Source organism: Pseudomonas sp. CP4 (genome assembly GCF_047758505.1).
Classification (GTDB): Bacteria; Pseudomonadota; Gammaproteobacteria; order Pseudomonadales; family Pseudomonadaceae; genus Aquipseudomonas; species Aquipseudomonas fluorescens_AO.
This window is the reverse complement of sequence record NZ_CP180489.1, coordinates 3198687-3213326: the sequence shown is the minus strand read 5'-3', so window position 1 is coordinate 3213326 and position 14640 is coordinate 3198687. Positions and strand designations below refer to the sequence as shown.

Below are 14640 nucleotides of genomic sequence, written 5' to 3'. Positions count from 1 at the left end.
AAGGGAGCGGCTGCATCAGACTACGAACTTGAATCGCCGGGCCTTGCTGCGGGTGCAGTCGGGCGTCATCAGCTAACTCCATTCATTGGCGAGTATAGACAGCGCCCGGGAAATGCAACTGGCGCACGTAAATGAGCTGAAACAACCGCCGCTTGCGTTCAAGTGCCCGAATGGAGAAGGATGCAGACGAGTGGTGGCAAATGGATATAACGCAGCTGCATCAAGGATGAAATAATTATGACAAATGCGTCTTAGCGTTTTTCGTAAGCCAGCTAAGTTATGTCTTCCCTATTTCATTGCCTTGTTTCCTGGAGTTTTCATGAACACCGCCGCATTGCGCGAGCAGATCCAAAAAGCCCAACAGCACGAAAAAGATACCGGCCTGCTGACCCGTCAGCTGGAAAGCAAGCTGCCTCACCTGCACCCGGCGATCCAGTTGCCGGAAGCCGACGCCAATGGTGTGCTGACACGTTTTGTCGCCGCCTACATTGATGAAGTACCTGACCTGCTGGATGCAGCCAATGAAGTCGCCAGGGAAGCGGGAATCGAATCGCAGATCAAACCGGTGCTGAAAATCGCCGAGCAGTATTTCCTCCAGCCGCCGGCGATCATGGCCGGACACGTCGGCCTGGACAGCCTGCTCGACGAGGCCTATCTGGCGCACCGTTTTGTCGAAGAGGTCAACGACCTGTACATCAAGCACTTCGGCCAGCCACTGATCCCCTTGGACATGACGGTCGCCAACCTGATCGCTCACCAATTGATCGGTGAGGAATTTGCCAACCAACTGGACGAAGCGGTGCATCACGCGATCGACGAGATGCTCAACGACGAGAGTTTTGCCCTGGAATCGGTAGAAGCCTATCGCGAAAAACTCAGCAGCCCGGACACTGGCGCGGCGTGGAAACGCTGGCCGTGCATGAGCCGCCGCTTGGGTGTGGGGCTTGAGCTGGATCAGCCTGCCGCCTGATTTTCTTATGTCATAAATCCAGTGTGGGAGCGAGCCTGCTCGCGAATGCGGTCGATCATTCAACATCTCTGTTGGCTGATACACCGCTTTCGCGAGCAGGCTCGCTCCCACAGGGTTTGCGTTTTGAGGTCGACTTCTAACCCGCCGCACCAATCCCGGTATTGGTCCGCACCCGACCTTCCAGCCTGCGCTTCAACCCACGCGATTCGATCAACAGCTTCGACCCCTTCGCCGCATTCGCCCGGCCCCATTCCTCAAGCAACTCGAGACAGGAATGGTCGATGTAGCTCAGGTTGTTCAGCGGCACATGCACTGTGGTGCCGTGGGGAATGCTGCCCAGCACCTGGGTCAGCGCCGGCACTTTGAGGAACGTCGCCGCGCCGACCAGGCGCAATTCCATCTCACCGTCCTGCGGCAGGTCGATCAGGCTGATCTTCAGGCGCGAAGCCTTGAACGCCAGCTTCAACATGGTCAGCCCGAAGCCGATCAGCACACCGGTGAGCAGGTCAGTGAAGATGATCGCCAGCGCCGTCGCAGCGTAGGTGAACATCGGCATCCGCCCGTATCGACCCAGACCACGGAAAGCTTTCAAGTCGACCAGTTTGAAACCGGTATACACCAGCACACCCGCCAGACTCGCCACCGGAATGCTTTGCAGCACGCTCGACAGCAACAGCACGAATGCCAGCAGCCACAGACCATGGAAAATCGTCGAGTAACGCGTGGTCGCACCGGCCTGAACGTTGGCCGAACTACGCACGATCACCCCAGTCATCGGCAGCGCGCCGACCAGGCCGCAGAGCATGTTGCCGACACCTTGCGCCGACAGCTCTCGGTCGAAATCCGAACGCACACCGCTGTGCATGCGGTCCACCGCTGCGGCGGACAACAGGGTTTCGGCGCTGGCAATAAACGCCACGGCGGACGCAGCAATCAGCAGCGTCGGGTCGGCCAGACTCATCAGGTCGGCAGGTTTGAGCCAATCGATCGCCTCGGCCAGATTCGCCGGCACCTCCACGCGTTTGACCTGCAACGCCAGCATCAGGCTCGCCACCGTCGCCAGGCCCACACCGAGCAATGCGCCGGGAATGAAGCGCAGCGAATGCGGGCGGAATTTTTCCCAGAGCCACATCACCGCAATCGTCGACAAGCCGAGCAGACCCGCCTGCCAGCCGAACGACGGCAAGGCTTGCGCTACGGCCGAGGGGAACGCCGTGAGGTTGTCGAGCCCGGAAGGCTGCGGCTTGGCATCGAGCATTACATGGATTTGCGAGAGCACGATCAACACGCCAATGCCCGCGAGCATGCCGTACACCACCGCTGGCGCCGTGACGCGAAACCAGCAGCCAAGCTTCAGGCGCCCGGCGACCAGTTGCAGAAAACCGGCAAGTAGCAGAATCGGCCCGAGCATCTCCATGCCATGCTGGCGCACCAGTTCGAACACCAACACCGCGAGCCCCGCCGCCGGTCCGCTGACCTGCAACGGCGAACCCGCCAGCCAACCGACCACCAGACCACCGATGATACCGGTGATCAGACCCTTGGCCGGCGGCAGCCCTGACGCAATCGCGATGCCCATGCACAGGGGCAGGGCGACCAGAAACACAACCACGGAAGCGAGCAGCTCCCGTGGCAACACAGCTTTCAATTGAGCCGCACGCATGGCGATTCTCCCGAAGTTTTCTTCAGGCGTGGCGAGGCCGGGCCGCTGAATCAGCGGCCGGCGTCATACCACACAGATTGTTGGGAAGATTTAGAAGCGCGCTTTGGGCGTCGCCACAGGAATCGGATGGCTGCCGTCGAGAGGCAGGAAACGACCCTGGTCCGCGTCGTAAGCTTTGATTTCGCTGGTTTCGATGTTGTAGACCCAGCCATGGATGAACAGATGACCGTTCGCCATGCGCGAGGCTACCGAAGGATGGGTACGCAAGTGCTGCAGCTGGGCGATGACGTTTTCCTCGGTGAGGATCGGCATGCTTTCTTTTTCGTCGGTGCAGTTGCAGTTGTCGTGCACCATGGTTTTTGCGACTTCAGCGTGGCGCAGCCAGGCTTTGACCGTGGGCATTTTTTCCAGGCTGTCGGGGTTGAGTACCGCACGCATGGCGCCGCAATCGGAGTGGCCGCAAATGATGATGTGTTGCACGCCCAGCGCCAGTACCGCGTACTCGATCGCGGTGGAGACGCCGCCGTTCATCTGACCGTAGGGCGGCACCACGTTGCCGACGTTACGGGTGACGAACAGATCGCCCGGCGAGCTCTGGGTAATCAGCTCGGGAACGATGCGCGAGTCGGCACAGGTGATGAACATCGCCTTGGGCGCCTGGGCGGTGGCGAGCTTCTTGAACAGTTCTTCCTGCTGCGGAAAAACGTCATGATGAAAGCGTAAAAAGCCATCAACGATCTGTCGCAGTGCTGCATCGGCGGATTCCGCTTCAGGGGTTTGCGCCGAGGCAGCCAACGACTGTTTATCCTTGTCACTCATGATTCATCCTCTTGTGCGGATTCAGGGAGTCTTCCCCGGTATTCCGGTATGAAGCCAGTGGCTGTTTAAACCATCCGGGTCATCCCGACCCGTCAGTCACTCGATGAACAAGGTAGCCGCCGAAACTTAACTGAAACTGAATCAAACGCTCTAGAACGTGTGTTCCAGGTCACAAAAAACGTGACCGGCGCGTTTCGGCGGAAGGATTCCAACCCGTCAACCCAAAGCCAATTGTCGCTAAATCAACGACATCTGGCGACCCGGCGGACAGAAGGCCGTGCAGTCGAGGTTATAGCCCTCGCGTTTGTTCAGACCAAGCTTTTTGATGGCCTTGGCAAATCTTTGTGCGAGCAGGTCGGCAAACGGCCCCTCACCACGCATCCGCGCGCCGAAACGGCTGTCGTAGAGTTCGCCGCCGCGACTCTGGCGGATCAGGCTCAGCACATGGGCGGCACGCTGAGGATAGTGCGCCAGCAACCACTCCTCGAACAGGGGCGCGACTTCCAGCGGCAGGCGCAGCATCATGTAGGCGGCGCTTTGCGCACCGGCAGCGTGGGCCTCGGAAAGCAGGCTTTCGATTTCGCTGTCATTGATCATCGGAATCATCGGCGAACACAGCACGCCGACCGGAATGCCTGCTTCGCGCATCACCCGGATCGCGCGCAGGCGTGCCTTGGGTGCAGCGGCGCGCGGTTCGAGGATGCGTTTGAGTTCGTCGTCCAGGGTGGTCAGGCTGATCATCACCGACACCAGCCGTTGCTGCGCCAGTTCGGTGAGCAAATCGAGATCGCGCAGAATCAGCGAGCCTTTGGTGACGATGGTCACCGGATGGCGATAGCGCAGCAGCACTTCCAGCGTCTGTCGGGTGATTGTGTATTCGCGCTCGAGCGGCTGATACGGGTCGGTGTTGGAGCCCAGATTGATCGGCGCGCATTGATAGCCGGGTTTGCTCAGCTGTTCTTCCAGGACCTGGGCCGCATTGGTCTTGGCGATCAGCCGGGTTTCGAAGTCAAGGCCCGGCGACATGTCCCAGTAGGCGTGGCTGGGTCGTGCGTAGCAATAGATGCAGCCGTGTTCGCAGCCGCGATAGGGATTGAGCGAACGGTCGAAGGGCAGATCCGGCGAGGTGTTGCGGCTGATGATCGATTTGGCCTTTTCGATGATCACTTCGGTGTTTTGCGTCGGCGGTACTTCCTGACACCAGCCATCGTCCTCGGCCACCGAACGGCTCGGCGCAAAGCGGTTGTGCGGGTTGGTTGCGGTGCCGCGACCGCGGGGCGGAACTTGGATGATCATCGAACGAGCCTCGCTTCTGTATATGCATACAGTATCCGAGGGCGCGCGCTGTGATCCAGTACCGTTCAGCGATGCTTTGCCAATAGTGATACCGCACAGCGTTTCACTGACCAATTTTAATCAGGTCACGACAAGTCAGGATACAGATGCCTAATTGCTGAACTCAGGTCCCCTATATAGGCTCTGGAACTCCCGGCGACAGACTCCGGGCAACTAATTAAAAGGATTTGATTGAATGTCTTATTTGAATCAACGCGGTGTTTTTCTGCAAATGATGCAGCCGAGTATCACCGACTCCAACACTATTGTTTCGCTGCAACTGGCACGCAAGGAGCTGGGCTGGAATGCAGAGCAGCAGCTGTCGACCGAAGCACTGGTCGATTCGATTTACGTTGTGGCGGTATCGGCTGACAAGGGCAAAACGTTCACCATTCGCACTGACAAGAAAGATGTCGATGGCGACGGCGATATCGATAGCGACGACAAGGCAAAGTTGATCGCACTGGCCAAAGCTTATGTGGCCATCATTAATCCGTAAGCAGAAGTAATTGCCAGAAATATATTAATGAAAGCCCCCTGCATGCTTACATCATGCAGGGGGCTTGTTTTTATTGATGTTGGGTAACCTGGCCGAGATCATCTCCGGAGGTGTTTTGCATATCTTCGCTGCGCAGATGCGCAACGTCTCTGGCACTGACCGGCGCGCCCTGGTTACCCCAGCTGCCCCGAATGAAGCTCACCACATCCGCGACTTCCTGATCCGACAGGCGCCAGGCGAAACCGGGCATGGTGAAGGTCGACGGCGCGGTGTGCGTGGCCGGCAAGGTTCCGCCCTTGAGCACGATGTGGATCAATGAGGTCGGATCCTCCGTCTGCAACACCGGATTGCCCGCCAGCGCCGGGAACACCCGGGTGTAGCCATGGCCATCGGTACGGTGGCAGGCCGCGCAGTTGTCGATGTACACCGACGCGCCGCGTTGGCTGTCATCACCGTTCCACAGCGCTTTGGCAACTTTCTCGTCGTACTGATGCGGCTGATCCGCCGGATCATTGGCCGGTAGCGATTTGAGATAGCGGGCAATCGCGGTGAGGTCGGCGTCGCTCATGTACTGCATGCTGTGGGTCACCACATCACTCATGCCGCCGAACACCGCACTGCGATCACTGCGCCCGGTCTTGAGAAACTGCACCAGTTGCTCTTCGCTCCAGCTGCCGAGGCCATCCTTGTGGTCGCCGCGCAGGCTCTTGGCGATCCAGCCTTCCAGCGGTGCGCTGCCGGCGAGGAATTCGCTGCCGTCCGCCGCGCTCAGGGATTTTTCCTGCATGGTCAGTGCGCGTGGCGTATGGCAGGCGCCGCAGTGGCCGAGGCCTTCAACCAGATACGCGCCGCGATCAATCACCGGATCGTCCGACGTGGTCTGGTAATCCTCGACCTTCGGCGCGAACAGCCAGCGCCAGCCCATCAGCGGCCAGCGCATGCTCAACGGCCACGGGATATCGCTGGCCTTGTTCGCCTGCGCCACCGGTTCGACGCCATGCATGAAATACGCATACAGCGCCTGCATGTCGGCCTGGTTGACCCGCGCGTAGGACGGATACGGCATCGCCGGGTAAAGCGTGCTGCCGTTTTTGGCCACACCATGACGCACGGCCTGATCGAAGTCTTCGAAGCTGTAATCGCCAAGGCCGGTCTTATCCGGGGTGATATTGGTCGAGTAGATCGTGCCGATCGGCGTTTCCATCGGTAGGCCGCCGGCGAACGGCTTGCCGCCCTTGGCCGTGTGGCAGGCCACGCAGTCGCCGGCGCGGGCCAGGTATTCGCCGTGCTTGATCAGATTTTGATCAACGTTGGCCGCATAGACTGCCGTGCTGCCGAGCAGGGCGAGGGTGGCGATAACGAGAGTTTTCATGGTCATCGCTCCTTAAGCCTGCACCAGCGGGCCGGGGTTTTTCAGATATTGCTCGCGGATCGCTTTCGCCGACCAGTAGGTCAGCGCCGCCACCAGACCGGTCGGGTTATAACCCAGGCCCTGCGGGAACGCCGAGGCGCCCGGGACGAACACGTTGTGCACGTCCCAGCTCTGCAAATAGCGGTTCAGCGCGCTGGTCTTCGGATCGGTGCCCATGATCGCGCCACCGTTGAGGTGGGTGGTCTGGTACGAGGCGGTGTTGAAGTGGTCGCCGACCTGCTTGCCGATCACCGCAATGGCTTTCGGGCCCATGGCTTGGGCGATCTTGCCCATCTTCTCGACCATGAAGCGGTTCATCTTGATGTCGTTTTCCTGCCAGTCGAAGGTCATGCGCAGCAGCGGCAGGCCGTAGGCATCGCGGTACACCGGATCGAGATCGAGGTAGTTGCCACGGTAGGACTGATGCGCGCCGTGGGCGTCCATCGACACCTGGTGGGTGTAGTAATCGGCGGTGGCGCGTTTCCACGCGCTGCCCCACGCCGGGGTGCCCGGCGGGTTCGAGGTGCCGGCAATCGGGCGGCTGCCAGCCTGATTGACCCACATCGGCGAGCCGCCAACGAAGCCGTGCGGGCCGTGGTCGAAGTTGTCGGCGTTGAAATCGTCCACCGCCACGCCGTTGCCGCCAGCGCCGATGAAGTTGTTGGTGTGGGTGTCCTTGTCGAAGAACGCCTTGATGGTGGCCATGTTCTGGTAGGCGAAGTTACGCCCGACCACGCCTTCGCCGCTGATCGGGTCGTACGGTTTGCCGATGCCGGACAGCAGCATCAGCCGCACGTTGTGCAACTGGAAGGCACCGAGGATGACCAGATCCGCCGGCTGCTCGATCTCGCGGCCCTGGCCGTCGATATAAGTGACGCCGGTGGCTTTGCTTTTCGTGCTGTCGAGATTGACCCGCAGCACATGGGAGTTGGGGCGCAGTTCAAAATTCGGCAGGGGCTTGAGCGCCGGCAGAATGTTCACGTTCGGCGAAGCCTTGGAATACATGTAGCAGACGTAGCCGCTGCAGAAACCGCAGAAATTGCACGGCCCCATCTGGGCGCCGTAGGGATTGGTGTACGGCCCAGAGGTATTTGCCGAAGGCAGGTTGTAGGGTTTGTAACCGACTTCTGTAGCCGCTTTGCCGAACAGTTGTGCGGATACGGTGTTCTTCTGCGCTTGAAGCGGGAACGGGTTGGATCGATCCGCCGCGTATGGGTTGCCGCCCTTGCCCTGACCGACCAATTGGCCTTTCACCGTCCACGCCTGACCTGAGGTGCCGAAGACTTTTTCCGCGAAGTCGAAAAACGGTTCCAGCTCTTCATAGCTGACACCGAAGTCCTGGATGGTCATGTCCTTGGGAATGAAGCTTTTGCCGTAGCGTTCTTCGTAATGGCTGCGCATGCGCAACTCGATCGGGTCGACCCGGAAATGCACGCCGGACCAATGCAGTCCGGCGCCGCCGACGCCATTACCCGGCAGGAAAGCGCCCAGTTGGCGGTTGGGCAGGGCGATGTCGTTGACGCTGTGGCGAATGGTCACCGTCTCTTTGGAGATGTCCTGAAAGAGTTTCTTGCGCACGCTGTAGGTGAGTTCGTCGATCACCTGCGGATAGTTGCCGTCGGGGTAGGTGTCCTGCATCGGCCCGCGTTCCAGCGCCAGCACGTTGAGACCCGCCTCGGTGAGTTCCTTGGCCATGATCGCGCCGGTCCAGCCAAAACCGACGATGACTGCATCAACCTTCTTCATTACCGTTGCCATGCTTACGCCCTCTCGCCGCGAATCGACACTGCCGGGAAGGGGTATTGCTCGTTGCGTTCCACCCAATCCATGAAATCGGCGCGGGCGCCGGGGAAACCGATCATGGTCCAGCCGACCATGCCTTTATTGCCACCGTGGATCGGGTCGCAGAAGAACCCTTCCTTGGTGTTTTGCAGCAGCAGATTGAAGAAGATCTTCGCCGGCACCGCAGCGAACTGCGGCTTGCCGGCTTCAAGTTGCCTGAGCAAATCGTCTCGGGTAGCGCTGTCTTGCTCGGCAAATGTTTTACCGCTGAGACCTTTTACCCACTGATCCGTGGCGGCGATGCCGAGGCGATAAATGTCTTTGGGCACCAGTTTGCTCTGCCAGCCCATCTCCGGCGCAGCGTCGGCATTGAACGGGCCTTGCATGTACCACAGGGCACCGGCGGCGTACGGCGTGTTCATCTGGCGGTCGATGTATTCCGGCACGCCGGCTTCAAGCGCGCCCGGGCCTTGCGCGTCGTTGGGGATCAACTGCGCGACGGCGGCATTGATGAATGCCCATTCTTCAGCGGTGAAAAAGCTCGGCTGATAATCACCAGCACCAGCCGGTTTTGCTGCGGCAGGCGCCGGTGTGCTTTCAGGTGCGGCTTGCAGCACGCTGCTGCCCAGGCCGGTACCGGCAAGGGTGACCACCGGAATCAGGGTCAGGGATTTGCGCAAAAACTCACGCCGCGGGTTGTCTCGATCTTGATCAGACATGGGGTACCTCATCAGGCATAGAAGTCAGCCGCTTCTGCGAGCAGCTCGAGGAATATTGCGTCGCGGTGACGGGTGTCTGTCCCGGTAAAGGAGCGCCACGTCTGCAACATCATGTGACAAATGGTAGCAGGCTAAGCATCAAGAAAAACCGTTTGCACGGAAAAAAGCCCGGCGAGGCGACGATTCACATTTCTTTGACGGCCGGCTCACGGCGCATTGACCGCCGAACGTCGAAGCTGAGATTCCTTCCATGAAGATTGCCGAAACGGTCAGCCCAGCATGTCTCGAGTGCGCTTTTTCCCCGCTTTGTGTTTTTCGCTTGTCGCGCTGTTGCATGGCATGGCCGCCCGGGCGGCCGACGCAATATCGCCCCGCCCGGCCGATTGGGCGCAGCCGGTCGAGGCGCAGTTCAACCTGTTCCGCATGTCGCCGACCCTGTATCGCAGTGCCCTGCCGAGTCGTGGCGCGGTGCCGTTGCTGAACAGTCTGCATGTCGTCACAGTGATCAACTTCCTGCCTGAAACCGATAGTGACTGGCTGTCCACGCCCGGGGTCAAGCAGGTGCAGTTGCCGTATCGCACCAATCATGTCGACGACAGTGATGTGCTCAAGGCCCTGCGCGCGATTCAGTCCGCTGAAGCTGATGGCCCGGTGCTGATGCACTGCAAGCACGGTTCTGACCGCACCGGGCTGATGGCGGCGATGTACCGCGTAGTAGTGCAGGGCTGGAGCAAAGAGCAGGCGCTCAAGGAAATGACCGAGGGCGGTTTTGGTGACAGCCAGCATTTTCACGACAGCGTGCGTTACGTGATGCAAGTCGACGTCGACCGATTGCACGAGGCGCTGGTCAATGGCGAATGCAGCACCAGTGCATTCGCCATGTGCTCGATGAAGAGTTGGTTCGACTCGGCGCACGTCCAGCGTTGATCGGCTCAGTCTGGCAGCGCCGCGAAGAGCTCAGGGTTGATCGGCTGGCCGAGAAAGGCGTGCAGCGCTTCGGGCAGCGATTTCATGTCAGCCGAAAGCAGCGTTTCACGCAGATCGCGGCCGGTCTGCTCGTTGAACATGCCTTCGCGTTCGAAGCGTTTGAATGCCTCGCTCGCCAGCACGCCTGACCACTTGTAGGCATACAACGAAGCTTCGTAACCGGTCGCCAGATAGTCGCAGCTGTTGGCGAAGCGGCATTCTGCCGGCAGTTGCAAATGAGGGAACGCGCCTTGAACCTCATCGAATACCTGCTGAACGCTGCGCCCGTCGCCCTGACTGCGGTGCAGCTCGAAGTCCAGCAGTGCGCTCATCAGCAGCATTGCCGTGTCTCGACTGCGCTGAGCGCCGAGAGCAAGCAGTGCACGGTTGATCCGCGCTTCGCCAAGACGCTCGCCGGTTTCGTGATGCGTGCCCAGCCAGCGCAGGAATTCCCCTGACCGCGCCCAGTGTTCGAACAGTTGACCGGTAAATTCGGCCGCGTCGCGGCTCAATTGCGATATGCCTGACAGGTTGTAATGAGGCGAGCGCGTCAGCACGTGATGCAGGCAATGCCCGAACTCGTGCAGAAGCACGCGCAGGTCCTGGTGAGAAAGCAGATCGGGGTGGCCGGCAGCGGCAGCGGTGAAATTACTTTGCAGCGAGGCGATCGGCAGTACCGGCCGGCCTTCGGCGGTGATGCGCCGATTGCGCAGCACACCGGTCCAGGCGTAATCGCTGCCAGTGTCACGATGGAATGGGTCGATGTAGATATAGCCGATCGGCTGCCCATGCTCACTGACCTCGAATAATCGAACCTGATCATCGAGGCGTTCGCCGTGCGGGTCCTCAACAAGGGTGATGCCGAACAGATGCTCGCCGAACCGGCACAGGCTGCGCAGAGTGGCATTGAGCGGGAAATACTCGCGAAGGTCATGAAGTGCCCCGTCCAGTTGCTGCAGGCGCAGCTGTTCCGCGAGGAAGTCCTGATCCCACGCCTGCACCTGCTCGATGCCCCACTGGCGGGCGAAGACTCGCAGTTCTGCGGTGTCACGCGCCAGTTGCGCGGCATTGAGCGCGATCTGTTGATGCAGGAAACGGCTGACCTGATCGGTATGCGTGGCCATGCGGTTGTGCAGGCGCAATTGGGCGAAATTGTCGAAGCCCAGCAACTTCGCCTTCGCATGCCGCGAGAGCAACAGCCTCGCCAGTACAGGCTCATTATCGAAGCGCCCGGCCGTGGGCCCCTGATCCGAGGCACGGGTGTAGTAAGCCTTGAAATACTCCTCTCGCAATGCGCGGTTCTGCGCGTGGGTCATGATCTGTTCGAAAGTGTGCTGATTCAGCGTAAGCCGCCAGCCGGAAAGCCCAGCCTGTTTGGCGTTGGCAGCCAGATGCGCTTGCACATCGGGCGTCAGCCCTTCCAGCACGGTCTGATCATCGATGTGTTTGTACCAGGCGACGTTGGTTGCGGCGAGGTTGGCCAGGAAGCGCTTTTCCTGCAGGTCGATGTCCTCGTTCAACTGCGCCAGCTGTGCTCGCTGCGCTGCTGGCAACTCAGTGCCGGCCAGACGAAATCTGCGCAGGATTTTCGCCAGCGAGGTTTTGCGCGAATCACTGAAGCTGGCGGCAATCGAGCTCTTTGCCAACCGCTGACAGGTTTCGAGCAACCCCCGATGACTGCTCCTCGTCGCGCTGAATCGTGCTGCGGCATTGCTGCTCAGTGCGCTCTGCAGTAACCAGTCGGCATCGTCGGAGTGGATCACCGTCAGGAACTCGATGATCGCCATGGTTTCCGCCAGGCGCGCGTCGGCTTCATCAATGGCAATTACCACGTCGTCCCAGTTGGGATGATCGACCTGAGTGGCGAGGACGTTATCGATAATCAGCTGGTTGTCGGCAATGGTGCGTTCGACTGCCGGCAGCAAATGCGCGGCGCGTATCGCCGACCAGGGCGGCAACTGCCAGTGTTGCAGAAGGGGATTGGTGTCAGGCATGGCGTCTTCCGTGAGATAGGGCTGGATTGACCAGCCTAATCAGGAAGCGCAGGGGCGCGGTGGTAGATAGTTACCGCCACCTGCCGACGGTCATCGGCAGGCGGCGGTAATTGTCACTGCTGCTCGTCGGGCTTTTTCTTCAACTTGGGGTTGGGGAAGAACTGCACGGCCTGGACCGTTTTGTCGGCGGCAGGCTTGAGCGCGCTGGTATTGACCCGCGTGCCCAGCTCTTTGGGCACCGACAACCCCTGCTCGTTGAGGGTGTCGGAGTAACCGCAGGCCACGCATTCGCGGTGTGGCACGCCGTCCTCGTTCCACATCATCAACTTGTCCGGCTCGCTGCACGCCGGGCAGACTGCCCCGGCGATGAAGCGCTTCTTGGTGATCACAGGGCCTTCGCTCATGCTGCCGCGTCCTCACTCAGACCGCTGTGGCGCAACAGCGCGTCGATCGACGGCTCACGGCCACGGAAGTCGACGAACAGCACCATCGGTGCCTGCGAGCCGCCGCGCGCCAGAATCGCTTCGCGGAAGGCGCGACCGGTTTCAGCGTTGAGCACGCCGTCTTCTTCGAACTTGGAGAAGGCATCGGCGGACAACACTTCAGCCCACTTGTAGCTGTAGTAACCGGCCGCGTAACCACCGGCGAAGATGTGCGCGAAGCTGTTGGGGAAGCGGTTGTAGGCCGGTGGACGCATCACCGAGACCTCGTCACGTACGCCCTCGAGCACTTGCGCCACGCTGCGGCCATCGCCATGGGTGGCATGCAGTTCGAAGTCGAACAGCGAAAACTCCAGCTGACGCACCATCATCAGCCCGGACTGGAAGTTCTTCGCCGCGAGCATTTTTTCCAGCAGGTCCTGCGGCAGGGGTTCGCCGGTCTCGTAGTGGCCGGAGATCAGTGCCAGGCCTTCCGGCTCCCAGCACCAGTTTTCCATGAACTGGCTCGGCAGTTCGACCGCATCCCAGGCCACGCCATTGATGCCGGAGACGCCAGCGTGTTCGACGCGGGTCAGCAGGTGATGCAGGCCGTGGCCGAACTCGTGGAACAGGGTAGTCACTTCATCGTGGGTCAGCAGCGCAGGCTTGCCGCTGTCGGCCGGGGTGAAGTTGCACACCAGATTGGCGACTGGGCTTTGCAGCACGCCGTCGACGGTGCGGCGACGGTCGCGGGCGCCATCCATCCACGCGCCGCCACGCTTGTTGGCGCGGGCATACAGGTCGAAGAAGAAGCGGCCGACGTGCTGGCCGTTTTCCTTGATCTCGAACAGGCGTACGTCCGGGTGCCAGGTGTCGAAGCCTTTCTGCTCGGCGATCTCGATGCCGTACAAACGCTGGACAATGGCGAACAGGCCGCTGAGGACTTTATCGATCGGGAAGTAGGCGCGCAGGGTTTCCTGAGCGACGCTGTAGCGTTGCTCGCGGAGTTTTTCGCCGTAGAAACCACTGTCCCAGCTTTGCAGATCGGCGCAGCCCTGTTCGGCGGCGTAAGCGCGCAGCTGTTGCAGATCCTGCGCGGCGAACGGCTTGCTGCGCTGGGCCAGATCACGCAGGAAGCTCAGTACCTGATCGCTGGATTCGGCCATTTTCGTCGCCAGGCTCAGCTCGGCGAAACTGGCGAAACCCAGCAGTCGGGCCAGTTCCTGACGCAGGTCGAGGATCTCTTCCATCACCGGGCCGTTGTCGTTCTGGCCGGCATTCGGGCCTTGATCCGAGGCGCGGGTGCAGTAGGCGGCGTAGACTTCTTCGCGCAGCGCACGGTCTTGCGCGTAGGTCATCACCGCGTAGTAGCTGGGGAATTCCAGGGTGATCAACCAGCCATCCAGACCTTTGGCCTGCGCGGCGGCAGCCATCTGCGCCTTGGCCGAATCGGTCAGGCCGGCGAGGGCGGCTTCGTCGGTAATGTGCTTGGTCCAGGCCTGCGTAGCGTCGAGCAATTGGTTGGAGAAGCGGCTGCCGAGCTCGGACAATTTGCTCTGCACTTCGGCGTAACGCTTCTGCTCGGCTTCCGGCAGGTCGATACCCGAGAGGCGGAAATCGCGCAGGGCGTGTTCCAGAATGGTTTTTTGCGCGACGTCGAAATTGGCAGCTTCCGGACTGTTGGCCAGCGCTTCATACGCCTGGAACAGTTCGCGGTTCTGGCCCATTTCGGTGGAGTAGGCGCTCAGGGCCGGCAGGCACGACTCGTAGGCTTCGCGCAGTTCGGCGCTGTTGCACACGGCGTTAAGATGGCTGACCGGGCTCCATGCCGCACCGAGACGATCATTGAGTTCGTCCATCGCCAGCACCAGACCGGCCCAGGTCGGGTTCTTGCCCTGGGTCTTGAGAATGTCGGCGATGGCGGCGCGGTTGTCCGCGAGGATGGTTTCGATGGCGGGCAGGACGTGTTCGGCACGGATCGTGGAGAACGGCGGCAGGTCGTAGGACTGCAAAAGAGGGTTGTTCACGCTCACGGTTGGCACCTTGGCTGGAAGAAACATGCG

Annotated in this window: 12 protein-coding genes; 3 read left to right on the top strand and 9 right to left on the bottom strand. The window is 60.5% G+C overall.

What is annotated here, in order from left to right:
• Positions 1–319 precede the first annotated feature (319 nt).
• The gene (locus ACMYUN_RS14275; RefSeq protein WP_007911722.1) at positions 320–970 is read left to right on the top strand and encodes a hypothetical protein; all 651 of its coding nucleotides are present in this window, start codon (positions 320–322) and stop codon (positions 968–970) included.
• A 136-nt stretch (positions 971–1106) separates the two neighbouring features.
• On the opposite strand, the gene ACMYUN_RS14270 is transcribed toward ACMYUN_RS14275, so the two are convergent.
• From ACMYUN_RS14270 to ACMYUN_RS14260, 3 genes are all read right to left on the bottom strand, one after another.
• The gene (locus ACMYUN_RS14270) at positions 1107–2633 is read right to left on the bottom strand and encodes a SulP family inorganic anion transporter (RefSeq protein ID WP_415760935.1); all 1527 of its coding nucleotides are present in this window, start codon (positions 2631–2633) and stop codon (positions 1107–1109) included.
• A gap of 90 nt (positions 2634–2723) precedes the next feature.
• Positions 2724–3452 carry a carbonic anhydrase gene (locus ACMYUN_RS14265; protein WP_039757106.1) on the bottom strand — a complete coding sequence of 243 codons (729 nt, stop codon included), beginning with the start codon at positions 3450–3452 and terminating at the stop codon, positions 2724–2726.
• 237 nt (positions 3453–3689) lie between these two features.
• Positions 3690–4748 carry a PA0069 family radical SAM protein gene (locus tag ACMYUN_RS14260; protein WP_415760934.1) on the bottom strand — a complete coding sequence of 353 codons (1059 nt, stop codon included), beginning with the start codon at positions 4746–4748 and terminating at the stop codon, positions 3690–3692.
• A gap of 235 nt (positions 4749–4983) precedes the next feature.
• Between ACMYUN_RS14260 and ACMYUN_RS14255 the strand changes: the two genes are divergently transcribed.
• A complete protein-coding gene (locus tag ACMYUN_RS14255) occupies positions 4984–5286 on the top strand; it encodes a hypothetical protein (RefSeq protein ID WP_039757104.1) in 303 nt (100 codons plus the stop codon).
• Between the two features lie 70 nt (positions 5287–5356).
• Here the strand turns inward: ACMYUN_RS14255 and ACMYUN_RS14250 are convergent, their stop codons facing one another.
• Genes ACMYUN_RS14250 through ACMYUN_RS14240 form a run of 3 tightly spaced genes read right to left on the bottom strand, consistent with a single transcriptional unit; the run spans position 5357 to position 9198 of the window.
• Positions 5357–6658 carry a c-type cytochrome gene (locus ACMYUN_RS14250; RefSeq protein WP_415760933.1) on the bottom strand — a complete coding sequence of 434 codons (1302 nt, stop codon included), beginning with the start codon at positions 6656–6658 and terminating at the stop codon, positions 5357–5359.
• Between the two features lie 12 nt (positions 6659–6670).
• The gene (locus ACMYUN_RS14245; RefSeq protein WP_415760932.1) at positions 6671–8455 is read right to left on the bottom strand and encodes a GMC family oxidoreductase; all 1785 of its coding nucleotides are present in this window, start codon (positions 8453–8455) and stop codon (positions 6671–6673) included.
• Positions 8456–8457: 2 nt separating this feature from the next.
• Positions 8458–9198, bottom strand: coding sequence for a gluconate 2-dehydrogenase subunit 3 family protein (locus tag ACMYUN_RS14240; protein ID WP_415760931.1), 741 nt, complete (start codon positions 9196–9198; stop codon positions 8458–8460).
• 279 nt (positions 9199–9477) lie between these two features.
• On the opposite strand from ACMYUN_RS14240, the gene ACMYUN_RS14235 reads away from it, so the two are divergent.
• Positions 9478–10125 (top strand): tyrosine-protein phosphatase, encoded by a 648-nt coding sequence (locus ACMYUN_RS14235; protein WP_039757100.1) that lies wholly within the window; start codon positions 9478–9480, stop codon positions 10123–10125.
• A gap of 5 nt (positions 10126–10130) precedes the next feature.
• Here ACMYUN_RS14235 and ACMYUN_RS14230 read toward each other — a convergent pair whose 3' ends face one another.
• From ACMYUN_RS14230 to prlC, 3 genes are all read right to left on the bottom strand, one after another.
• On the bottom strand, positions 10131–12158 hold the full coding sequence (locus tag ACMYUN_RS14230; protein ID WP_415760930.1) for a M3 family metallopeptidase: 2028 nt from the start codon (positions 12156–12158) through the stop codon (positions 10131–10133).
• Positions 12159–12271: 113 nt separating this feature from the next.
• Positions 12272–12562, bottom strand: a complete 291-nt coding sequence (locus tag ACMYUN_RS14225; protein ID WP_039757098.1) for a YheV family putative zinc ribbon protein — start codon at positions 12560–12562, stop codon at positions 12272–12274.
• Positions 12559–14637, bottom strand: coding sequence for an oligopeptidase A (gene prlC / locus ACMYUN_RS14220; RefSeq protein WP_165368388.1), 2079 nt, complete (start codon positions 14635–14637; stop codon positions 12559–12561). Before prlC ends, ACMYUN_RS14225 begins: the two co-directional genes overlap by 4 nt.
• Positions 14638–14640 lie beyond the last annotated feature (3 nt).

Coding starts and splice junctions, on each gene's coding strand:
- ACMYUN_RS14270 (WP_415760935.1), bottom strand. CDS start 2,633: ATGCGTGCGGCTCAATTGAAAGCTGTGTTGCCACGGGAGCTGCTCGCT.
- ACMYUN_RS14245 (WP_415760932.1), bottom strand. CDS start 8,455: ATGGCAACGGTAATGAAGAAGGTTGATGCAGTCATCGTCGGTTTTGGC.
- prlC (WP_165368388.1), bottom strand. CDS start 14,637: ATGTTTCTTCCAGCCAAGGTGCCAACCGTGAGCGTGAACAACCCTCTT.
- ACMYUN_RS14230 (WP_415760930.1), bottom strand. CDS start 12,158: ATGCCTGACACCAATCCCCTTCTGCAACACTGGCAGTTGCCGCCCTGG.
- ACMYUN_RS14250 (WP_415760933.1), bottom strand. CDS start 6,658: ATGAAAACTCTCGTTATCGCCACCCTCGCCCTGCTCGGCAGCACGGCA.
- ACMYUN_RS14275 (WP_007911722.1), top strand. CDS start 320: ATGAACACCGCCGCATTGCGCGAGCAGATCCAAAAAGCCCAACAGCAC.
- ACMYUN_RS14260 (WP_415760934.1), bottom strand. CDS start 4,748: ATGATCATCCAAGTTCCGCCCCGCGGTCGCGGCACCGCAACCAACCCG.
- ACMYUN_RS14265 (WP_039757106.1), bottom strand. CDS start 3,452: ATGAGTGACAAGGATAAACAGTCGTTGGCTGCCTCGGCGCAAACCCCT.
- ACMYUN_RS14255 (WP_039757104.1), top strand. CDS start 4,984: ATGTCTTATTTGAATCAACGCGGTGTTTTTCTGCAAATGATGCAGCCG.
- ACMYUN_RS14225 (WP_039757098.1), bottom strand. CDS start 12,562: ATGAGCGAAGGCCCTGTGATCACCAAGAAGCGCTTCATCGCCGGGGCA.
- ACMYUN_RS14240 (WP_415760931.1), bottom strand. CDS start 9,198: ATGTCTGATCAAGATCGAGACAACCCGCGGCGTGAGTTTTTGCGCAAA.
- ACMYUN_RS14235 (WP_039757100.1), top strand. CDS start 9,478: ATGTCTCGAGTGCGCTTTTTCCCCGCTTTGTGTTTTTCGCTTGTCGCG.